The organism is Nitrospirillum karajorum, from assembly GCF_036348415.1.
Taxonomy (GTDB): Bacteria; Pseudomonadota; Alphaproteobacteria; order Azospirillales; family Azospirillaceae; genus Nitrospirillum; species Nitrospirillum amazonense_B.
On the sequence record NZ_JAZBQB010000003.1, the window covers coordinates 1050472 to 1072921 of the forward strand.

Below are 22450 nucleotides of genomic sequence, written 5' to 3' on the forward strand. Positions count from 1 at the left end.
TCAGCCCGAGGTGGCTAGGGAGACATCGAACCCCTGCTCCCGGTAATAGCGCGCGGCCCCCGGGTGCAGGGGCACGGCGAGGCCGGTCAGCGCCGCCTCTTTGCGGATGCTTTCTCCCCGGGGATGGCCGGCGACCAGCAGGCGGTGGGTGTTGGGGTGCCACAGCGCCTTGACGATGCCGTAGGCCAGGTCGTCCGGCAGGGCGGTGGTGGCCAGCCACTGCGCGCCCACCCCCAGGGTCTTGGTCTCCGGCACGCCGACATAGGCGCCGTCGCCGCCGATCATGGTTTCGGTGAACAAGGGCAGGCCAGGGCTGAGGCGCGGCAGGCGCGCGTCGATGATGGAGATGAGGCGTACCGGCAGGCGGGCGGCCACATCGGCCACCGCCGGCAGGGGGTAGCCGCCGATGATGAAAAAGGCGTCCAGTTGGCCTGAGGCCAGGCGATCCCCGGCCGTGCCGGGGTTGAGGTAGAAGGGCTGCACCGTTTTTTCCGACAGGTCGTGCGCCTGGAGGATCAGCAGGGCCGTGGGCAGGGTGCCGGACCCCTTCTCCCCCAGGGCCACGCGCCGGCCCTTCAGGTCGTTCACCGTTTTGATGGGGCTGTCGCCCCGAACCACCAGGTGCACCGTCTCGCTGTACAGGTTGGCCAGGGCCCGCAGCTCGGTGAACGGCGGCTTGCCGGCGTAGGGGCCCTTGCCCTTGTACGCCAGGAAACCGATATCGGCCTGGACCAGCCCGGTCTCATACCGCCCGGTGCGCAAGGCCTCGATATTCTCCACCGCGCCGGAGGTGGTCTGCGCCACGGCGATCATGCCCGGCACGCCACAACTGCCGCCCCGGTCGCAACCGGGACTGCCGGGCGGGTTGCTGATGGCGTTGGCCAGGATGCCGCCGATGGGGAAGTAGGTGCCACCAGCCGTGCCGGTGCCGATGGTCAGGAAGCGGATGGACTCCGCGCGGGGGCGACCGCCGCCGCCGCCCCAACCCAGGCCCGCCGCCGCAAGCGCGCCCAATCCCCCCATCAGCACATGGCGGCGCGAGGCCGTGGCGGGAGGCGTGCTGGCGACCATGCCTGGGGCTGCCTCAGAACCCGCGCGCCGTTTCCCTGGTGACGGGACGGAGGGCCGGGTGGGGGGAACCTCAGACACGGCGGAAACATCCTTGGCGGCGGTGCAACGGAACGCGGTGCGACGGACGGCGGGGCGGCCCCAGGCTACAAGGGCGACTCGGGTAATTATTATCGCGCCGAGATGCCTTTTCGCGCAACGTTCGAATGCCGCGCGCGCACACTTCCTTTGGCCAGTGTGGCCTTAAAACGCCACCAGCCTCAGCTCGCGGCGCAGCAGCCGGGCACGGTCCTGCAGCACGCGCAACCGAACCCGGAAGTTTTCCGGCGTCGGCTGGTAATGCATGACGACAGCCAACCGGTCCAGGCCGCCATCCGTTCCCCGGAACGGCAGGCCCAGGCGGGGAACGTTGTACATCACACCCTCATCCGTGCCGATCTGGTCCAAGCCGAAGACCGGCCGGGCGTCGCGCACGATGGCTGCCTGAAAGCCCAGTGCCGCTTCCAGCATGTCGGGTGGATAAAATTCATCGAAATACTGGCCGGTGGGATCGCCCCCGGCGGCCAGGGCGGAGAGGGAGCCACAGAAGACGACACGCACCCGGCCATCGGCGCGATAGGCCGTCGTCACCGCCAAATGGGGCAGGAAGCTGTCGGGAACCGCAGCCACATCCAGAGCGGCAGACGGCGGTGGAACGACACCTCCACCCAGCCCCCGCCACCACGCGTAGGCATGGGCGATAGGGCCGTCGGGCAATTCATCCGCATGGATGAAACCCGCGATATCCGGCAAGGGTTCGCATGCGTTCAATGGCATAATGATATGACCATACCGTCGCGCCCGGCCGATCGCCAGATGCAAGACCGTCGTCGGCGATCCACCTTTACGGTTGGAGGAGAATGCCCATGAAACTTTATGGCGCCGCCCTGTCCCCCTACTCCGCCCGCGTGATGCTGGCCATCCGCGCCAAGGGCCTGGACATTCCCCTGACGGACCCGCCGGGCGGGCAGAAATCCGCCGCTTTCCTGGCCATCAACCCGCTGGGCAAGACCCCAGTGCTGGAGGTGGACGGGGCGTACATCATCGAGTCCGCCGTCATTTGTGAATTTTTGGAGGATGCCTTCCCCACGCCGCCCCTGCTGCCGGGGGAGCCGCCGGCGCGGGCGGCCCAGCGCACGGTGGCGCGCCTTCTGGACCTTTATGTCCTGCCACCACTGCTGTCGCTGATGGCCCAGACGGGCGACGCGGCGGCCGGGGCGGCGCGCCTGTCGGACCTGACCCGGGGGCTGGACGCGCTGGAAACGGTGGTGGGGCGCGGGCCCCCACCACCGGCGGCGGACGGGTTGTTGGGCCTGGCCGACTGCGCCCTGGCCCCCACCCTGATTTTCCTGGAGCGCTTCCTGCCCCGCTACACGCCCCAGGACATGCTGGAGGGACGGCCGGCGTTGGCCGCCCGCTGGGCCGCCTATGCCGACCATCCCCTGGTCATCCCGGTCGCGCGGGCGATGGAAACGGCGCTGGAGGCGTTCCGCCAGCGCCGGGGATGATACCCGCCGTCCTTACTTGGCGTTCATGCGGACCGCGCCGTCAAGGCGGATGGTCTCGGCGTTCAGCATCACGTTGCGCACGATGGTCAGCGCCAGATCCGCGTATTCCTCCGGCTTGCCCAGGCGCTTGGGGAAGGGGATGGAGGCCGCCAGGCTGTCCTGCACCTCCTGCGTGAAGCCGGCGACCATGGGGGTCCAGAAGATGCCGGGGGCGATGGTCATGACGCGCACGCCCACGCGGGCCAGTTCCCGGGCGATGGGCAGGGCCATTGCATGCACGCCGCCCTTGGACGCGCTGTAGGCGGCCTGGCCCACCTGGCCATCGAAGGCCGCGACCGAGGCCGTGTTGATGATCACGCCGCGCTCATTGTCCTCCAACGGGTCCAGGGCGCTCATATCCGCCGCCGCCAGGCGCAGGATGTTGAAGGTGCCGATCAGGTTGATCTCGATGACCTTGCGGAAGGCATTGAGGTCCAGCGGACCTTCGCGGCCCAACACGCGGCCGGCGGTGGCCACGCCGGCGCAGTTCACGGCGATACGGGCGGCGCCATGGGCCTCGCGCGCGGCGGCGATGGCAGCGGTGGCGCTGTCGGCGCTGGTGACATCGCAGCTGAGCGCCAGGCCGCCGATCTCGGCGGCGACCGCCTCGGCCGCGGCCAGGTTCACGTCCAACAGGGCCACCTTGGCGCCCTCGGCCGCCAGCCGGCGCGCGGTCGCAGCACCCAGACCGGACCCGCCACCGGTGATGATGGCGGCAACACCTTGAACCTGCATGCTTCTCTCCCGAAAGTTCTGGCCCGATCCTGTCGGCCCGAAAATTTTGACGTCTGGCCTGGCTTGGCCACGTTTAGGCGTCTTTCTGGCAAGGAAGAGGGCTCAAGTCCAGGCCCCGATGTCCCGGTCCCACGTGCCGGTCCCACGTCCAGGCGGACCAGGGTGCGCGTCGGCTGCGCGGGGCGGCGCCTCAGCCGTTCGGGTCCACGATGAACGTCATCAGCGGCGCCCAATCCTGGCGCAAATCGGCCAGACGCTTAGCCTTCTGGTCGAACAGGGTGAGGCCGGCGGCCGCCGCGTCGGGGTAGGCCTGGCTGTCGCGCAGGCGGGTCACCACCCGGTGGCCAACCGTGCCCAGGAAGGCGTCCAGCCGGTCGGCGGCGCGGGTGCGGGCGCGCACGCGGTTGCCCACCACCGCCACGGCCTTGCGGCTTTTGCGGATGGGCTTCAGCTCATCCAGCTTTTTCAGGAAGCGCTCGGTCGCCTGCTCATCGAACGCGCCGGGCAGCAGGGGCAGCACCACCACGTCGGCCTCCGCCACCAGCAGTTCCACCTCCTTGGCCTTCAAGGCGGCCGGCGCGTCGATGACCAGCACGTCGGCGCCCTTGGGCACGCTGCCGATTTCCTTCGTCCAGTCCAGGGCGGCGATGACCGGGGCCGTCACCGGGCGGCGGGCCAGCCAGCCCAGGGACGATTTCTGCCGGTCGACATCGGCCAGCACCGTCTGCCGGCCCTCGCCGGCGAAGGCGGCGGCCAGGTGGGTGGCGACCGTGGTCTTGCCGACGCCGCCCTTGATGTTGGCCACGAGGATGGAAAGCATGAGGCGCCAATTCCCTTGAAATATGCAGCGATTGAAAGACGGGAGGGTCAGGAGGGCGGATGCGGCCAGTGATCGGCCGGCGTCCAGAAGGGGTCGGCGTCCATGAATCCATCCACCGCGCGGCACAGCGCCTCCTCCCCCACCGCCATGTGGGCGGCATGCCAGCCCAGCACCAGGCCGGCGCCCATGTCCCAGCCGGCGGGGCTCACGTCCTTGGCGGCGGCCAGATCGGCCCGAAGGTCGCGGATCAGCGCGTCCATGGTGGCGACGTCGTTCAGGTGGCCCAGACCGTCCTGCAGGGCGGAGAGCCGCTCCAGATACCGGCGCACGCCCTTCTGTGGGTAAATCTCGCGGAAGAAGTCCACGGCATAGCGCAACTTCTTCAGGGCGATGCGCAGGCCATGGCGGGCGGGCGCGTCCAGCCGGGCGAAGTGGCGCCCGCGCTTGGCGGCGCGGTGGCGCTGGCGTGTCAGCACGGCGTCGGCGAAAGGCAGCAGGGGTTGGCCCAGCCAGGCCAGGCGCTCCGCCGGCGCGTCGTCGCGCCAGCACCGCCCATCCACCCACCGGCCCAGGGTCAGCAGCAATTCGGTGTAGCCGGGGCCCGACACGGCGGCCCGCGCGGCGGCATGGCCCCGGCCCCGGGCGCCCTGCGCCGCCACGGCCAGCGCCTGCAGGCTTTCCTGCTCCGGCATCGCCGCCGAAACCGGCGTCAGCAATTCCTCCAGGAACACGTCCCAGGAACGGGCGGGGCCGACGGCATCGGCCAGCCCCTTCAACGCCGCCTTCAAGGCGGCCGCCTGGGCATCGGGCAGGATGGCCTTGAACAGGGTCAGGGCGGAGCGCAGGCGCCGGACCGCCACGCGCAGCTGATGCACGCCCGAGGGATCGCCGGCCAGCACCGCCGCCTCGTTCGCCGCCATGTGATGCAGGCAGGCGCGGGCCACGCCGGCCAGGGCCGCCTCCACCGTCTCATCGGGTTTGAAGTTCAGGGGGCCGGCCTTCACGGCCTTGGCGGACGTCAGCTCCCCCCGCGCCAGGGCATAGCCCCGGTCCGCCTTGCTGCGCGGTTCCAGGCGCAGCGGCACGGTGCGGTGGAGGGCCAGCGCCAGGTCATAGAGCACGCGGCGGTCCTGGCCGGCGGCCAGTTCCAGCTCCACCTCCGCGATGGCCTCTTCCCGCCCGTCGGCCGCACGGGTGACGCCCTGGTCCACCGCCACCTCCACCGCCAGGCCGGCGGCCAGCGGCAGGGTGCGGGTCCAGCGCTTGACCTCATTGCTGAACACCGGCGCCAGGCGGCGCAGATCCACGCCGTCCAGCAGGGTCTGGGCGGTGGGGTCGGTGAAGGCCTGGGGCACCAGATGCCCGTCCGGCGCCGGGATTTCCCATTCCGACCGGGACATGGCCATGCCGGCCCCGGCCGAGGGCCCCTTCAGCGTCTGCAAAACCTTGGCCCCAGACTGGCGCAGGCGCAGGCTGACGCCCCGGGCGGCCAAGTCCCCCTCCGGCGTGTCGAAGTAGGTGTTGCGCAGGGTCTTGGTCACGGCGCGGGCGCCGGCCAGGACGGGCGCGGACTTCAGCCGGGACAGGTGCTCCGGCGCCACCGCCAGCTTCAGTTCGATCTCCTGCGGGGCATCCGCCTCCACAGGAATGGCCGCGCCCTCCGTCGGGACGGAAGGGGCGGGGGACGGCGACGGGTTTTCAGGCATCAAGGCGGGAATCCGGCATTGACAGGGGCGGCGGCCGCAGGGGCGCACCCTTGTCCCTCAACGCTATAGGACGCGACGGCCCGCGACAATATGGGTAAAGGTGAAACTTTCGCGGGCTGGCGGCCCGCCGCTCACAGGTGTCCATGGCGCACGATGGCCAGGTTGATGGCCAGGTGCAGCACCACCATGAGGGTGAACCACAGCGCGCGGGCCGCCGGATAGGTCGCCCGCACCGCCCACAGCTGCCCGAACGACAGGGCGACGTGCAGCAGGCTGGGCACCGACCGCGCCACCAGCACCGTGCCCAGTGCCAGCAAGGGCGGGAACCCCAGGCCGAAGCAATGCGGATTGCCGGCGGCGCACAGGGGCAACATGCCGCGCGCCAGCGCCCAGACCGCCCCGCCCAGTTCCCACGCCGCCCAGGCGTAGCCGGCGCTGACCGCCGCGCGGGTGTCGCGGTTGCTGAGCGACAGCAGCAGGTAGCGACCCGCCTCCTCCACGCAGGCGCCCAGGATCAGCAGCAGGGTGACCGGCCCGACATGGCCCCCGGACAGGCCCAGGGCGCCCATGTCACGGGCCGCCCATCCCTCCATGGCCGTCACCCCGGGCAGGACCAGCAGGCCGGCGGCCAGCACCCGCCCCTCCAGCACGCCCTGGCGGGCCAGTAAGAGGGTGGCCAGGACCAGGACAATCAGGAAAAGGATGTAATAGATCACCAACGTCCTCCCAGTCGCCGCGCGGCCGTCCGCCTTTCGGCCAGAGTGGTGTAGCGGGCCGGCTTGTGCGGTTGCAACAGGGTCCCGCCTATGCTTCCTTGGCCCCCGTCTTTCGCTTTTACGGGCCGGGAACCGACATCATGACCTTCAAGACCCTAGACGATATCGCCCCCGCCAGCCGCACCGTGCTGGTCCGCGCCGACCTCAACGTCCCGGTGCAGGACGGCCAGGTCACGGACGCCACCCGCCTGGTCCGTCTGGTCCCCACCTTGAAGGAACTGGCGTCCAAGGGCGCCAAGGTCGTGGTGCTGTCGCATTTCGGGCGGCCCAAGAACGGCCCGGATGAGAAGAACTCCCTGCGCCAAGTGGTGCCGGCCCTGGCGGACGCCCTGGGCGCGCCGGTGGCCTTCGCCAGCGACTGCATCGGCAAGCCGGCCCAGGACGCCATCCGCGGCCTGGAAAAGGGCCAGGTGCTGGTGCTGGAGAACCTGCGTTTCCACGCTGGGGAAGAGAAGAACGACCCCGCCTTCGCCGCCGAGCTGGCCAAGCTGGGCGACCTTTATGTCAACGACGCCTTCTCCGCCGCCCACCGCGCCCACGCCTCGACCGAGGCGCTGGCCCGCCTGCTGCCGGCGGCCGCCGGCCGCTTGATGCAGGCGGAACTAGTGGCCCTGTCCAAGGCCCTGGGCCAGCCGCAGCGGCCGGTGGCCGCCGTGGTCGGCGGCGCCAAGATCAGCACCAAGCTGGACCTGCTGCTGAACCTGGTGGGCAAGGTCGATATCCTGGCGCTGGGCGGCGGCATGGCCAACACCTTCCTCTACGCCCAGGGCGTGGACGTCGGCGCCTCGCTGGCGGAGAAGGACATGGCCGACCAAGCCCGCGCCATCCTGGCCAAGGCCGAGGCCGGCGGTTGCCAGATCCTGCTGCCCAAGGACGGCGCGGTGGCCAAGCAGTTCAAGGCCCATGCCCCCTCGCGCATCGCCGCCCCCGGCGACATCGCCGCCGATGAGATGATCCTGGACGCCGGCCCCGCCACCGTCGCCTATTACGGCGAGAAGCTGGCCACCGCCAAGACGGTGGTGTGGAACGGCCCCATGGGCGCCTTCGAGATCGAGCCCTTCGACGCCGCCACCAACGCCGTGGCCAAGATCGTGGCCGACCTGACCAAGGCCGGCACCGTCCTGTCCGTGGCCGGCGGCGGCGACACCGTCGCGGCCCTGGAGCATGCCGGCGTGGCGGACGCCTTCAGCTACATCTCCACCGCCGGCGGCGCCTTCCTGGAATGGCTGGAAGGCAAGGAATTGCCGGGCGTGAAGGCGCTGGAAGCGTGATGGAGTGGCCATTGGTCCTAACGGATCAATGGCCCCCTCAAACGCCGGGCGCGGTCGCGTCCTGTGGTGGCATGAGGCAATCTCATGCCACTGGCAGGTTGGCTCACCCCCTCAAAACTAACCGAACCGGTGCAGCTTAGCTCCATGGGCTTTCAGCCAGGCACGCGGCTTGTCCACGTCGCCGGCCAGTTCCGCGCACAAGGCCCAGAACTTGGGTCCGTGGTTCATCTCCTTGAGGTGCGCCACCTCGTGCGCCACGACGTACTCGACGATCTGCGGCGGGGCCAGGATCAGGCGCCAGGAATAGCTGATGCGGCCGGTGGCGGAGCAACTGCCCCAGCGGCTACGGGTGTCGCGCACGGAGACGCCACTGGCGCGCAAACCGGCGCGGGCGGCCGTGTCCGCCGTCAGGGCCGACAGGTGGCGCCGCGCCTCCGCCTTCAGGAAGTCGGTCACACGGCGATTGAGGAACTCCGCCTCCCCGCCCACGCGCAGGTCCAGTCCCCCCGGCCCTTCCACCAGGTGGGCGCCCCCCCGGCGGCCGGCGTCATGACGGATGATGGCCGAACGGCCCAGCAAGGGCACCGCCATGCCATCGACGAAGGGCTGACGCGGCGGTAGGGCCGCCAGGCGGGCGTTCACCCAATCCAGGTGCCGCCCGACGAAGCCCGCGACCTCGGCATCGCCGACGCGGGGAGGCACGGTGACGCGCACGGTGTCGGTGGCGCCATCGACCTTGAGCGACAGGCGGCGGGCGCGCGGACTGCGCCGCACCTCGATCGGCTGGGCGATGCCGGCGATACGCAGCCGCGTGACCGTTATCGGCACCGCCGGCCGCGCCACACGCGCCTTCGTCCTGGTTTTCGGCGCCGGCTTTTTCGGGGCGGTCAGCCCCATGCCGCGCAGCAGGCCCATCAAACCCATCGGCCCCGGCCCTCGATTCCTCCAGCGGCCGCACCATCGGCCTGCCGTCCTCACCCTATATACGGTGTCCGGTGCCCAGGCGCACCCCCATAGAGGTCATGGCGCGCGGGGTGAAACCGTCGGCGAAAGCGTCCCGCCCGTGTTCCCATGCCCCAAAAAGCGAACCCCCGCGCCGGTCAGGGTCGCGGGGGTTCTTTTGGCTTCAGCGAAGCTCAGATATCCATCGAGCGATACACCGGTCAGCAACCGGCGTTAGCTACAGCTATATATGTGGAGTTGGTCACACAACTCATACAGTACGCATCGGTGGAGTCATGGTTTGACGCACCCTCCTGGTTACGGGCAACACATCGAATACTGCATGCATTCGACGATTTACCTGATCTGGTGGGCTAATCTGGTTTCTGATGCCTCCTGAGTGCTTCGGTAAGACAGATGGTGCGCCTGTTACAGTTCCGCGTCAACCCCATTACGCAGGACTTTTCGCCCCCCTTCTGGATAGCTTTTTCCGACCCCGGCGTTGACAGGGTGACCCTTGCGACGCACCGTCGGCGTACAGCGCACGGGCGACCAAGGCCCGTGATAACAAGACCCTGAGGGAGGGGCCGCGATGCCCGCCAACCTGATCCTGGCCATCGACCAGGGGACCACCTCCACCCGCGCCATCCTGTTCGAAGCCGGGGGCCGGCCCCTGGCCACAGCCCAGCGCGAGTTGCCGCAGCACTATCCCGCCGACGGCCAGGTGGAGCATGACCCCGAGGATATCTGGCGCGACACCGTGGCCGTCTGCCGGGGCGTGGTGGAAAAGGCCGGGGTGGACGCCGCCCGCGTGGCCGCCATCGGCATCACCAACCAGCGTGAGACGACGGTGGTATGGGACCGCCGCACGGGGGAGGTGTTGCACCCCGCCATCGTCTGGCAGGATCGCCGCACCGCCGGCCTGTGCCAGGCCCTGCGCCGCGAAGGGGCGGAAGACATGGTGCGCCAGCGCACCGGCCTGCTGCTGGACCCCTATTTCTCCGCCACCAAGCTGGCCTGGATTCTGGACACCGTGCCCGGTGCGCGCCGCCGGGCCGAGGCCGGGGAGCTGGCCTTCGGCACCATCGACTGTTTCCTGCTGTGGCGCCTGACCGGCGGCCAGGTGCATGCGACCGATGCCACCAACGCCGCCCGCACCCTGCTGTTCAACCTGGAAACCCTGGACTGGGACGCCGACTTGCTGCGCCTGTTCGGCATACCGGCGGCCGTCCTGCCCCGGGTGTTGGACAATTCCGGTCCCTTCGGCATCGCCACGGCAGATCTGCTGGGCCGTCCCATCCCCGTGCTGGGCATGGCGGGCGACCAGCAGGCCGCCGCCATCGGCCAAGCCTGCCTGGCCCCGGGCATGATCAAGAGCACCTACGGCACCGGCTGCTTCGCCCTGATGAACATCGGCGACCGGCCGCGCCCGTCCGCCCACCGGCTGCTGACCACCCTGGCCTATCGCCTGGACGGCCGCGCCAGCTACGCGCTGGAGGGGTCGATCTTCGTGGCGGGCGCCGCCGTGCAATGGCTGCGCGACGGCTTGCGGCTGATCCCCGACGCGGCGGCCACCCAGGGTCACGCGGCGGCCCTGGCCGATACCGGCGGCGTCTATCTGGTGCCGGCCTTCACCGGCCTGGGAGCCCCCTACTGGGACCCGGATGCGCGCGGCGCCATCCTGGGCCTGACCCGGGACAGTGGGGTCAGCCACATCGTGCGCGCCGCCCTGGAGTCCGTCTGCTACCAGACCCGCGACCTGATGGACGCCATGGCGGCGGACGGCGGCTGCGACCTGACCGCCCTGCGCGTGGACGGCGGCATGGTCGCCAATGACTGGCTGATGCAGTTCCTGGCCGACCAGCTGGACCTGACGGTGGAACGCCCCGCCGTGACCGAGACCACGGCCCTCGGCGCCGCCTTCCTGGCCGGCCTGGCCGCCGGCCTGTTCCCCAGCCTGGACGCCATCGCCACCTTGTGGCGGGAGGAGCGGCGGTTCGAGCCGGCCGCCGACCCCGCCGCGCGGGAGCGCCTGTACGACGGATGGAAGCGCGCCGTCGCCCGGGTGCGGACGGTGTCCTAAGCACCGGCCCCGGCGCCAGCCGGGTGCGACCAAGAACCGCACGCCATTTCCCGCGCCCCTCGTCGGCCAGAGGGGCGCGGTAGTTGCAATCATGCTTCCCCATACCCGCGCGCGGCGATAAATTGTTGCCAAGAATGGGTCCAAAAGGGATCCGCAACAGGGGATGAACGGGAAATGGGTTGGGGACTCAGGGCCTGGGGTGGTGTGGGGCGATTGGCGGGGCTGGGACTGATGGGGCTGGTGCTGGCGGCGGCGCCCGCGCAGGCGGCTTCCAAATGCCAATTCGTCAAGGTGGCCAGCCTGCCGGTGAAGATGGAAGGCAACAGTCCCCTGATCCAGGGCAGCATCAACGGCCAGCCGGTGTACTTCCTGGTCGATACCGGTTCTTTCGCCAGCCTGCTGTTCCGTGGGTCGGCCGAGAAGCTGGGCCTGCGCCTGAACACGGTGGAGGGGGCCACCGTCTACGGCGTCGGCGGCGGCAGCGATGTCTGGATCACCACCGTGGACAACCTGACCCTGGACGCAGCGTCGGTGAAGAACCTGAAGCTGAACGTGGTGGGAAGTAACCAGGGCGGCGACGGTCCTGTGACCACGGCCGGGGTCCTGGGCGAGGATCTGTTGCGGCAATTCGACGTCGAGATGGATTTGAGCCACGGCAAAATCAATCTCTATGACAGCAAGAACTGCGACGATGTCGACCTCATTCCCTGGGATGACCCCTTCACGGTCGCGGAATTTCCGACCGTCACCCGGGACAATACCCACATCCAGGTTGTGGTCCAGGTGAATGGGGAGCGCGTGCGCGCCGACCTGGATTCCGGCGCCTACTATTCCATCCTGACCACGGCCGACGCCGCCCGGGCCGGGGTCAGGCCCGACAGTCCCGGTGTGGTCGAGGTGGGCCGCGCCTACGGCATCGGCGCGCGGCAAGAGCAGACGTGGGTCGGCACCTTCGACAGCTTCAGCATCGGCGAAGAATCCATCCACCATCCCAAGATGCGCTTTGGCGACCTGTTCAAGCACAGCGCCGTGACCTTCACCGGATCGCACATCCCCACCCAGATGCTGCCGGCGGGGATGCTGCTGGGCGCGGACTTCCTGCGGGCGCACCATGTGATGATCGCCCACAGCCAGGGCAAGCTGTACGTCAGCTATGTCGGCGGCACGGTGTTCCAGACGGATCAGCCGGCGCCGGCGACGTCGGCGCCAGCCAACCCAACACCTTCGTCCCCGAGCCCTTGACCTGGAGGGGACCAGGCGCCCCTTGATCCCCACACCATTTGCGCGCACCTTTCCGCGCACAAATGCGAACAATAGGGGCCGTGCGGGAAATGGGGGAGCGGATGCGGGGGGTCGTGGGGCGTGCCGTGGCGGGGGCCATCGTGGCCGCCTTTTCCGTGGCCGGTGGGACGCTGGTGGCTGGGGCGCTGGTGGCCGGGGCGGCGGCCCAGGCCGCCGAGACCTGCCAGATGATCAAGTCGGACACCCTGCCCGTCGAGATGGACGGCAACCAGCCGCTGGTGAAGGTGGCGGTCAATGGCCACCCGGTCTATTTCCTGGTCGACACCGGCTCCGCCCTCAGCATGATCCTGCGCAGCAAGGCGGAGGAGCTGGACCTGCCCAGTTTCAGCGGACGCAACGGCACGCTGGTGGGCGTGGGCGGGCGCAGCGATATCCAAGGCACCCGCATCAAGACCTTCACCCTGGGCAAGCAGACGGTCACCGACATGCCCCTGAAGCTGGCGGGGGAGCGTCGCATCGGCCGCGAGGACGTCGTGGGCCTGCTGGGCGAGGACGTGTTCCGCAAGTTCGACGTCGAAATCGACCTGGCGCACAACGTCATCAACCTGTACCAGCCGCGGGGCTGCGACAGCGCCTTCCTGGGTTTTTGGGCTGAAAACGCCATGACCGCCGACTTCCGGCCGGTGGACTGGCAGGCGCCCAGCATCGTCCTGGATGTCACCGTCGGCGGCAAACCGGTAAGGGCCATCCTGGACAGTGGCGCCACCCATTCCGTTCTGTCCCTGGAGGCGGCCAGCCGCGCCGGCGTCACCCCCGACACGCCAGGCGTGGTCATGGGGGAGAAGAGCGAAGGCATCGGCGCCAAGCTCGTCCAGGATTGGGTGGGTGTCTTCGACGGCTTCACCCTGGGCGATGAAACCATCAAGCGCGCCAAGCTGCGCTTCAGTGACCTGAACGGCTCGGCCAGCTACGCCGATGCCGGATCGCGCACCCGCTTCGACACCAGCGGCGGGCCGGAAATGCTGCTGGGCGCCGATTTCCTGCGGGCGCACCATGTGCTGATCGCCCACAGCCAGAACAGGCTGTACTTCACCTACAATGGCGGCCCGGTCTTCCAGGTCACCGGGCCGGCGCTGCGACGTGCGTCCGGCGAGAACGCCGACGCCAACTGATCCCATAAGGAAAGACCGCCACCGGTGCGTACCGGCGGCGGTCCTATTTTTCAGCGTGCGGCCCGGTCGAAACCGGGCCGCCTGACTGGAAGGCTCACTCGGCGCTCAGCGCCTGGGGCGGGACGACGGGCACCGCCAGGCGGTGCAGCATCTCCTTGGGCACGACCTGCCAGAAGTGGCCGCGCACCAGCGGCCAGTCGTTCAGCAGGGTCATGGCCCAGCGGCTTTGCGTGCGCGCCACGTGCTCCTCGATCAGGGACACCAGCATGTCCTCGTAATGCTGGACCTCGATGCGCTGGAAGATGACGCTGTCCGGGTTGATGTGCAGCGGCAGGGTGCCGCTCTCGTCATAGACGAAGGCCATGCCGCCGGTCATGCCGGCCGCGAAGTTGTCGCCCACGCCGCCCAGGATGACCACCATGCCGCCCGTCATGTACTCGCAGCCGTTGGAGCCGCAGCCCTCAACCACCACGGTGGCGCCGGAGTTGCGGACGGCGAAGCGCTCACCCGCCTGGCCGGCGGCGAACAGCTTGCCGGCCGTGGCGCCGTACAGCACCGTGTTGCCGATGATGGTGTTCTCATTCGACTTCAACGGCGTGGCCGTCATGGGCCGGACGATGATGGTGCCGCCCGACAGGCCCTTGCCGACATAGTCATTGGCGTCGCCGAACACCTCCAGGGTCAGGCCCTGGACGGCGAAGGCGCCCAGCGACTGGCCGGCGGAGCCGCGCAGCCGCACCGTGCAGTGGCCGGGCTGCAGCCCGCTCATCCCGAACTTGCGGGTGATCATGGCCGACATCCGGGTGCCGATGGCGCGATGCGTGTTCTGGACGTTGTAGGCCAGCTGCATCTTCTCGCCGTCGTCGAACAGCTGACGGGCGTCGCGGATCATCTGGGCGTCCAGGGTGTCCGGCACCTCGTTGCGGCCGACCTGGGTGCAGTAGCGGGCGCTATCCCCGGCCGGGTCGGCCTGGGCCAGCAGCGGGTTCAGGTCCAGGTCGTCCAGGTGGACGGCGCCGCGGCTGACCTGGTGCAGCAGGTCGGTGCGGCCGATGACCTCGCGCAGGGTGCGGAAGCCCAGGCTGGCCAGGATCTCGCGCACCTCTTCGGCCATGAAGCTGAACAGGTTCACCACCTTTTCCGGCGTGCCCACGAACTTCTGGCGCAGGGCCTCGTCCTGCACGCACACGCCCACGGGGCAGGTGTTGCTGTGGCACTGGCGGACCATGATGCAGCCCATGGCGATCAGGCTGGCGGTGCCCACGCCGAACTCCTCGGCGCCCAGCATCGCCGCCATGACGATGTCGCGGCCGGTCTTCAGGCCGCCGTCGGTGCGCAGGGTGACGCGGTGGCGCAGGCGGTTCAGCGTCAGAACCTGCTGCACCTCGCTGAGGCCCATTTCCCAGGGCAGGCCGGCGAACTTCACGCTGGTCTGGGGCGAGGCGCCGGTGCCACCGACATTGCCCGACACCAGGATGACGTCGGCGCCGGCCTTGGCCACGCCGGCGGCGATGGTGCCGATGCCCGAGCGGCTGACCAGCTTCACGCAGACCTTGGCGTCCGGGTTGATCTGCTTCAGGTCGTAGATCAGCTGCGCCAGATCCTCGATCGAATAGATGTCGTGGTGCGGCGGCGGGCTGATCAGCATGACGCCGGGCGTGCTGTGACGCAGGCGGGCGATCAGTTCCGTCACCTTGAAGCCGGGCAGCTGCCCACCCTCGCCGGGCTTGGCGCCCTGGGCCACCTTGATCTCGATCTCACGGCACTGGTTCAGGTATTCGGCGGTGACGCCGAAGCGGCCCGACGCCACCTGCTTGATGGCAGAGTTCCAGTTGTCGCCGTTGGCGTCCGGCTTGAAACGCGCCGGATCCTCACCGCCCTCACCCGAGTCGGACTTGGCGCCGATGCGGTTCATGGCCACGTTCAGCGTGCCGTGCGCTTCGGGGCTGAGCGCGCCCAGCGACATGGCGGGGGTGATGAAGCGCTTGCGGATGGCGGTGATGCTCTCCACCTCGTCCACCGGAACCTTGCCCTTGGACGGGCGGAAGTCCAGCAGGTCGCGCAACTGCATGGGCGGGCGCTTGTGCACACCCTCGGAGTAGCGCTTGAAGGTGGAATAGCTGTCGTTGGACACCGCCTGCTGCAGCAGGTGGATCAGGCCGCCTTCCCAGGCGTGGCGGTCGCCGCCCTTGCGGAACTTGTAGAAGCCGCCGATGGGCAGGGCCACGACCTCCTCGTTCCAGGCCAGGGCATGCTGCTCCAGCACGTCCTTCTGGATGCCGACCAGGCCCAGGCCGGAGATGCGGCTGATCATGCCGGGGAAGTGCTCGGCCACCAGCGAGCGGGACAGGCCCACCGCCTCGAAATTCAGGCCACCGCGATAGCTGGAGACGATGGAGATGCCCATCTTGGACATGATCTTCAGCAGGCCTTCGTTGATGGCCTTCTTGTACCGCTCCAGGCACTTTTCCAGAGGCATGTCGCCGAACAGGCCACGCCGCTGGCGGTCGGCGATGGCCTCCTGCGCCAGGTAGGCGTTGACCGTGGTGGCGCCCACGCCGATCAGCACGGCGAAATAATGCACGTCCAGGCACTCGCCCGCCCGCACGTTCACCGACGTGAAGGTGCGCAGCTGTTGGCGGATCAGGTGGGTGTGGACGGCCCCCGTCACCAGGATCATGGGCAGGGCGGCGCGGCCCGGGCCCATGGCCTCGTCCGTCAGGATCAGGTGGGTGGCGCCGCCGCGCACCGCGTCCTCCGCCTCCTGGCGCACGCGGCGCAGGGCGTCGTTCATGGCGAACTCGCCGCCAGCGGGGTCGAAGGTGCAGTCGATTTCCGCCGCCGTGTCGCCCATGTAGCGGCGCATGGCGATGAACTCCGCCGTCGTCAGGACGGGGGTTTCCAGCTGCAGCAGGCGGGTCTGGCTGTCATCCTCGTCCAGGATGTTGCCCAAATTGCCCAGGCGGGTCTTCAGGCTCATCACCCGCTGCTCGCGCAGGCTGTCGATGGGCGGGTTGGTGACCTGGCTGAAGTTCTGGCGGAAATAGTGGTGCAAACCACGGTAGCGATCCGACAGCACGGCCAGCGGGCTGTCGTCACCCATGGAGCCCACGGCCTCCTTCGCATCCTCCACCATGGGGTGCAGGATGGTCTCCACATCCTCCATGGAGATGCCGTAGGCCACCTGGCGGCGGCGCAACTGGTCGCGGCTGAGTTCGGCCGTGGCGGCGGGCGCCCCCTTCACCAGATCGTCCAGCGCCGTGATGTGGCGCACCCAACTGCCATAGGGCTTGCCGGCGGCCAGGGTGTCCTTGATCTCCCGGTCCTTGTAGAGGCGGCCCTCGGCCAGATCCAAGGCGATCATCTGCCCCGGGCCCAGGCGGCCCTTCTCGCGCACCGTATATTCCTCGACCTTGGTCATGCCGGTCTCGGAACCGGCGATCAGCAGGCCGTCGCCGGTGACGACATAGCGCATGGGGCGCAGGCCGTTGCGGTCCATGCCGCCCACGACCCAGCGGCCGTCATACATGGCCAGCGCCGCCGGGCCGTCCCACGGCTCCATCACCGCGTTGGCATAGCTGTACAGGTCGCGATGGTTCTGGGGCATGGTCTCGCGGTCGGACCAGGCCTCCGGCACCAGCATGGTCTTGACCATGGGGGCGGAACGGCCGGAGCGCACCAGCACCTCGAACACCGCGTCCAGGCAGGCGCTGTCGGACCCACCGGCGGGGATGATGGGCTTCACGTCCTCGATCAGGTTGCCGAAGATCTCGTGACCCATGCGGGTCTCGTGCGCCTTCATCCAATTGACGTTGCCGCGCAGCGTGTTGACCTCGCCATTGTGCGCCAGCATGCGGAAGGGCTGGGCCAGCCACCAGGTGGGGAAGGTGTTGGTGGAGTAGCGCTGATGGTAGATGGCGAAGTTGGACTCGAAGCGCTCGTCCAGCAGGTCCGGATAGAAAGACGTCAGCTGTTCCGCCAGGAACATGCCCTTGTAGATGATGGACCGGCAGGACAGCGTGCAGATGTAGAAGTCGCTGATGCTTTCCGCCTTCACCGCCTTCTCGATACGGCGGCGGATGACGTAGAGGTCACGCTCCAACTGGTCTTCGGGGATGTTGCGCGGGTTGCCCACCATGATCTGCTCGATCTCGGGGCGGGTGGCGTTGGCCTTCTCGCCGATGATCTCGATGTTGATGGGGACCTGGCGCCAGCCATAGATGATGTAGCCGAACTTCAGGATTTCCGTCTCGACGATGCAGCGGCAGCGCTCCTGCGCCTCCATGTCGGTGCGGGGCAGGAAGACCTGGCCGACGGAAATCAGGCCCTCGGGCGGCAGGTGGCCGCTGCGGGCCACGTGCTCCCGGAAAAAGCTCTGCGGGATCTGCAGGTGGATGCCGGCGCCGTCGCCGGTCTTGCCGTCGGCGTCCACGGCACCGCGGTGCCACAGGGCGCTGAGCGCCTCCACCGCCTTCTCCACGACGGAGCGGCGGGGCTTGCCGTCCAGGGCGGCGACGAAGCCCACGCCGCAGGCGTCATGCTCCATCTCCGGCGACCAGACGTGCGCGTCCTCCAGGCGGCGGGCGGCATCACGGTACCGCTCGACGAATTGGGCGCCGGTTTCGGCGCGGGTCCCGTTGGACACGGAAAGGGGGCTGCCGTTCTCGATCATTTCGCTCATGTCCAATCCCCCTCTTACTCGGCGGCCAGCGCGGCGGCGGCGCGGGCGGTGATGTAGTTATGGATGCCGGCGGCGGCGTCGCGGCCGTCGCGGATGCCCCAGACGACCAGAGAGGCGCCGCGCACGATGTCGCCGGCGGCGAACACGCCCTCCAGGTTGGTCATCAGGGTGCGCGGGTCGGCCATGACGGTGCCCCAGCGGCTGACCTTCAGGCCCGGTTCACCGAACAGGGTGGGCAGCGGCTCGGGATCGAAGCCCAGGGCCTTGATCACCAGGTCAGCCTCCAGCGTGAAGGCGGAGCCCTCGATGGGCTGCGGCGTCTGGCGGCCGGAGGCGTCGGCCACGCCCATGTGCATGCGGTGGGCGCGCACGCCGGTCACCTGGCGGTCGCCCAGGAAGGCGTCCGGGGCGGCCTGCCACACGAATTCCACGCCCTCTTCCTCGGCATGGGCGACCTCGCGCTGGCTGCCCGGCATGTTGGCGCGGTTGCGGCGGTACAGGCACTTCACCGACTTCGCCCCCTGGCGAATGGCGGTGCGCACGCAGTCCATGGCGGTGTCGCCACCGCCGATGACGACGACGTTCTTGCCTTTGGCATTCAGGCGGCCGTTCTCGAAATCGACCACCGTGTCGCCCAGGCTGGTGCGGTTGCTGGCGGTCAGGTAATCCAGCGCCGGGACGATGCCGTCCACGCCGCTGCCCGGGCCTTCCAACTCACGCGCCTTGTAGACGCCGGTGGCGATCAGGATGGCGTCGTGCTGCACCCGCAGCTGGCCCAGCGTGGCATGGCGGCCGACCTCGAAGCCCAGGTGGAAGACGACGCCGGCATCGGCCAGCAGCTTGGCCCGGCGCTCCACCACGTCCTTTTCCAGCTTGAAGCCGGGAATGCCGTAGATCAGCAGGCCGCCCACGCGGTCGTAGCGGTCATAGACATGTACCTGATAGCCCTTGCGGCGCAGCTGGTCGGCGGCGGCCAGGCCGGCGGGGCCGGCGCCGATGATGCCGACGCTCTGCGGCCGCTCACGCACGGGCGTGGCCGGCTTCACCCAGCCGCGTTCCCAGGCGGTGTCGGTGATGTACTTCTCGACCGCGCCGATGGTGACGGTGCCGTGGGTCGACTGCTCGATGGTGCAGTTGCCCTCGCACAGGCGATCCTGCGGGCAGATGCGGCCGCAGATTTCCGGGAAGTTGTTGGTGGCCTGCGACACCTCGTAGGCCTCTTCCAGGCGGCCCTCGGCCGTCAGCTTCAGCCAGTCGGGGATGTTGTTGGAGACGGGGCAGTGCACCTGGCAGAAGGGCACGCCGCACTGGGAGCAGCGCGAGGCCTGCGTCACCGCCTGGTTGTCGGCGAAGCGGGCGTAAATCTCGTTGAAATCGTGCCGACGCAGCGCGGGTTCCCGTTTATCGGGCATCTGCTGGTCCGTGTGGACGAACTGGAGCATCTGCTGCTTCTGCGCCATGGCCTTGTTCCTCGTGTCCAATCCGGCGGGCCCCCAGCCCGGCCGGGTGATCCCGACATTCCGTCGGCGGCCCTGTGCGGGGACCGCCGTGTTCCCGACGCCCGCAACCGTCGTGGGTCACGGGCTTGCGCACAAGCGGGTGCGCCGAGTTCATATAAGTCGTTAGACACCACCGCTCCAGCACTTTTTTCACGATAGGTCAGCCTTATTGACACATTTATTGCCAGCCAAGCGACTCGCGTGTGGAAAAGCGGTGACTGCCCGGGTTGCTGGCGCAGCAAATAGTACACTATTGCTTACTAAATTTTTTCAAGACGTTGATTCAGATAGTAATTTTGATTTACGTTTTTTGTCAGCCGGCGATGCCCGCGCCCGCAAGCCATTGTCGCGGGCCGCAGCGACCGCTGCTATAAGCAGGCAGCCGTCCCCCGGCCGGGCCCGTCCGGCCGTCTTTCGCCCCTAGACGTTGAGGCGCCATGTCTTTTTTGCAGACCCTGATCTTCGCGATCATCCAGGGCATCACCGAGCTTTTCCCCATCAGCAGCGTGGCCCACGGGGTGCTGACGCCCTTCCTGCTGGGCTGGGGCCTGGACCAGGCGTTCCTCAAGGAACACTTCCTGCCCTATCTGGTGATGCTGCACCTGGGCACGGCCACCGCCCTGCTGGTGTTCTTTTGGCGCGACTGGATCAACCTGCTGAGGGGCGTGATCAAGGGCGGCGAGGACCGCCGCGTGCTGGCCCTGCTGGTGGTGGGCACCATCCCCGCCGCCATCCTGGGCCTGGCTTTCGAAAAGGTGCTGCGCGCCGCTTTCAGCGACCCGGCCAACGCCGCCCTGTTCCTGATCGTGAACGGCTTCCTGCTGTTCTTCGGTGAGCGCCTGCGCGGGCGGGGTGACCGCACGCTGGCGCAATTGGGCTTCGGCCAGGCGCTGCTGATCGGCCTGGCCCAGTCCCTGGCCCTGATTCCCGGCTTCTCCCGCTCCGGCGCCAGCATGGTGGCGGGCTTCTGGGCGGGCCTGCGCCATGAGGAGGCGGCGCGCTTCTCCATGCTGTTGGCGACCCCCATCATCGCCGGCGCCAGCCTGCTGGTGGTGCCCAAGATGCTGCGCCAGGCGGAGGGCGACGTGATCCAGAGCGCGCTGGTGGGCGGCGCCGTGTCCGGCGTCTGCGCCCTGGCGGCCGTCTGGGCCCTGATGCGCTGGTTCAAGCGCCACGAGGTCGACGCCATGCGCCCCTTCGCCTTCTATTGCTGGGCCCTGGGCGCCATCGTGCTGGGGATGGTCTATATCTAAGGAGTGCCCCGCACCCGAATCGGCCCCCGAATCGCACAACAAAAAGGGCGCCTCCCGGCTGGGAAGGCGCCCTTTCCATTCAGATCCCGATCCGCCGTCCGGCGTCTAAGGGAATCTCTCAATAATGCGTGCCGTGGGCGTCGACTTTGGTCAGCTGCGGCAGGGACGGGCCCTGGCGGTGGGTACCGTAACGGCCGCCGACCTGGAAGCGATCCAGATAGGTGGGCAGGATCACCTCGGCGGCGGTGGGCGCCACGCCGAGATCGGCCAGGCCCGGCAGCTTGCCGGACAGGACATTGTCGCTCTTCAGCAGGATGACCTGGTCACGGGTCAGCGGCTTGCCCGGCACCATTTCCAGGAAGGCGGCCTGCAGGCTGGCCAGCCCCCACGGGATGGAGATCAAGCGGGTCTTGCGGCCCGTCAGGTCCAGCGTCAGCTGGATCAGCTCCCGGAAGCTGTAGGCGCGCGGGCCACCCAGCTCATACGTCTTGCCCTCGGCGCCGGCGCGGGTGGCGGCGTTGACGATGGCGTCGGCGACGTCACCGACATAGACCGGCTGGAAGCGGGTGGCGCCGCCGCCGATCAGCGGAACGAAGGGCAACGTCTTCGCCATGCCGGCGAAACGGTTGAAGAAGTTGTCCTCGGGCCCGAACACCACGCTGGGGCGCAGGATGGTGGCCTCGGGGAACACGGCGCGCACCGCCTGCTCACCCGCCGCCTTGCTGCGGGCGTAGGCGGAGCGGGAGTTGGCATCAACGCCCAGGGCGGAGACATGCACCAGGCGGGACACGTCGGCGCCCTTGGCCAGGCGGGCGATGCGGCCGGCGGCCTCGGTATGCACCAGGTCGAAGCGCTGGCGGCGGCCGCTCTCGGCCAGGATGCCCATCAGGTTGATGACAACATCGGCGCCCTCGATGGCGCGGGCGACGGAGGCGTCGTCGGCGATATCCACGGCCATCGGGACGATCTGGCCCACGGCGCCGTTGGTCTTGAGGAAGGCCGCCTCACCCGGGTGGCGGGCGGGCACACGGATGACGCAGCCCGTCTTGGCCAGGCGCCGGATGACATGGCGGCCGATGAAGCCGGCCCCGCCGAACACGGTGGCGATACGAATGCTAGTGCCCATCCTCTTAGACCCTCTGCCCACTGAACGATTGACCCGCCGGACCTGTTGGTTCCAGCCACCCCGCATGCGGGCGGGGGTGGAAGCGAAGCCGGCGGTGGCCGAAGACCCAAGCTTATAGCGAAGCCGGCGGGCCAGGGCTAGGCGCTTGGAATGCAAAGGAGAGGGCGCGCCCATGCGCGTGTGCGTGCGTGTCCGTGCGCGCGCCGAAGGCCGCTGGCCCGTCTCCGGCGGCGGCGTCACAAAAAACAGAAAATCCCAAAAGAAGAGTATTGACAGGCCCCGGCCATAATCGTACTTAGGCGGCCCGCGCTGCCCAGGTGGCGGAATTGGTAGACGCGCAGGTTTCAGGTACCTGTGGCAGAGATGTCGTGGAAGTTCGAGTCTTCTCCTGGGCACCAATTACAGCGCGGGTTTAACGCAGGGCCGCCGTGTTCCAAATGGAACCGGCGGCCCGCGGCGTTTCTGGGGCTTGCTTCAGCGCCGAAGCCTC

General features: G+C 68.7%; 16 protein-coding genes and 1 tRNA gene. 7 read left to right on the forward strand and 10 right to left on the reverse strand.

The annotated features are described in order from the left end of the window. Positions 1-1071, reverse strand: coding sequence for a TAXI family TRAP transporter solute-binding subunit (locus UCD39_RS18440; RefSeq protein ID WP_330497326.1), 1071 nt, complete (start codon positions 1069-1071; stop codon positions 1-3). A 240-nt stretch (positions 1072-1311) separates the two neighbouring features. Continuing rightward, entirely contained in the window at positions 1312-1884 is a 573-nt protein-coding gene (locus UCD39_RS18445; protein ID WP_330497327.1) for a PAS domain-containing protein, read from the reverse strand. 89 nt (positions 1885-1973) lie between these two features. Here UCD39_RS18445 and UCD39_RS18450 point away from each other — a divergent pair, with 89 nt between their 5' ends. Next, on the forward strand, positions 1974-2615 hold the full coding sequence (locus UCD39_RS18450) for a glutathione S-transferase family protein (protein WP_330497328.1): 642 nt from the start codon (positions 1974-1976) through the stop codon (positions 2613-2615). 12 nt (positions 2616-2627) lie between these two features. On the opposite strand, the gene UCD39_RS18455 is transcribed toward UCD39_RS18450, so the two are convergent. The 4 genes from UCD39_RS18455 to UCD39_RS18470 all read right to left on the reverse strand — a co-directional run bounded on the left by UCD39_RS18455 (position 2628) and on the right by UCD39_RS18470 (position 6631). Continuing rightward, positions 2628-3389, reverse strand: coding sequence for an SDR family NAD(P)-dependent oxidoreductase (locus UCD39_RS18455; protein ID WP_330497329.1), 762 nt, complete (start codon positions 3387-3389; stop codon positions 2628-2630). A 190-nt stretch (positions 3390-3579) separates the two neighbouring features. Further along, complete coding sequence (locus UCD39_RS18460; protein ID WP_330497330.1) at positions 3580-4209, reverse strand: nucleotide-binding protein; 630 nt, start codon at positions 4207-4209, stop codon at positions 3580-3582. A 47-nt stretch (positions 4210-4256) separates the two neighbouring features. Continuing rightward, positions 4257-5915: a CYTH and CHAD domain-containing protein gene (locus UCD39_RS18465; protein ID WP_330497331.1), complete on the reverse strand. Its 1659-nt coding sequence runs from the start codon at positions 5913-5915 to the stop codon at positions 4257-4259. A 131-nt stretch (positions 5916-6046) separates the two neighbouring features. Then, entirely contained in the window at positions 6047-6631 is a 585-nt protein-coding gene (locus UCD39_RS18470; protein WP_330497332.1) for a hypothetical protein, read from the reverse strand. 137 nt (positions 6632-6768) lie between these two features. Between UCD39_RS18470 and UCD39_RS18475 the strand changes: the two genes are divergently transcribed. Continuing rightward, positions 6769-7962, forward strand: a complete 1194-nt coding sequence (locus UCD39_RS18475) for a phosphoglycerate kinase (protein WP_330498483.1) — start codon at positions 6769-6771, stop codon at positions 7960-7962. 117 nt (positions 7963-8079) lie between these two features. Here the strand turns inward: UCD39_RS18475 and UCD39_RS18480 are convergent, their stop codons facing one another. Next, positions 8080-8886 (reverse strand): M48 family metallopeptidase, encoded by an 807-nt coding sequence (locus UCD39_RS18480; protein WP_330497333.1) that lies wholly within the window; start codon positions 8884-8886, stop codon positions 8080-8082. Between the two features lie 610 nt (positions 8887-9496). Between UCD39_RS18480 and glpK the strand changes: the two genes are divergently transcribed. The 3 genes from glpK (at position 9497) to UCD39_RS18495 (ending at position 13401) form a co-directional block, all read left to right on the forward strand. Next, positions 9497-10987, forward strand: coding sequence for a glycerol kinase GlpK (glpK, locus tag UCD39_RS18485; protein WP_330497334.1), 1491 nt, complete (start codon positions 9497-9499; stop codon positions 10985-10987). Positions 10988-11161: 174 nt separating this feature from the next. After that, complete coding sequence (locus UCD39_RS18490; protein ID WP_330497335.1) at positions 11162-12229, forward strand: aspartyl protease family protein; 1068 nt, start codon at positions 11162-11164, stop codon at positions 12227-12229. A 101-nt stretch (positions 12230-12330) separates the two neighbouring features. Next, positions 12331-13401, forward strand: coding sequence for an aspartyl protease family protein (locus UCD39_RS18495; RefSeq protein ID WP_330497336.1), 1071 nt, complete (start codon positions 12331-12333; stop codon positions 13399-13401). 94 nt (positions 13402-13495) lie between these two features. Here the strand turns inward: UCD39_RS18495 and gltB are convergent, their stop codons facing one another. Both gltB and UCD39_RS18505 read right to left on the reverse strand, forming a co-directional pair. Continuing rightward, positions 13496-18073 (reverse strand): glutamate synthase large subunit, encoded by a 4578-nt coding sequence (gene gltB / locus UCD39_RS18500; RefSeq protein ID WP_330498484.1) that lies wholly within the window; start codon positions 18071-18073, stop codon positions 13496-13498. A gap of 23 nt (positions 18074-18096) precedes the next feature. After that, entirely contained in the window at positions 18097-19542 is a 1446-nt protein-coding gene (locus UCD39_RS18505; protein WP_330497337.1) for an NAD(P)-dependent oxidoreductase, read from the reverse strand. Positions 19543-20018: 476 nt separating this feature from the next. Here UCD39_RS18505 and UCD39_RS18510 point away from each other — a divergent pair, with 476 nt between their 5' ends. Continuing rightward, complete coding sequence (locus UCD39_RS18510) at positions 20019-20834, forward strand: undecaprenyl-diphosphate phosphatase (RefSeq protein WP_330497338.1); 816 nt, start codon at positions 20019-20021, stop codon at positions 20832-20834. A gap of 118 nt (positions 20835-20952) precedes the next feature. Here UCD39_RS18510 and UCD39_RS18515 read toward each other — a convergent pair whose 3' ends face one another. Next, positions 20953-21960 (reverse strand): complex I NDUFA9 subunit family protein, encoded by a 1008-nt coding sequence (locus tag UCD39_RS18515; RefSeq protein ID WP_330497339.1) that lies wholly within the window; start codon positions 21958-21960, stop codon positions 20953-20955. Positions 21961-22271: 311 nt separating this feature from the next. On the opposite strand from UCD39_RS18515, the gene UCD39_RS18520 reads away from it, so the two are divergent. Next, positions 22272-22358 (forward strand) — tRNA-Leu (locus UCD39_RS18520). Positions 22359-22450 lie beyond the last annotated feature (92 nt).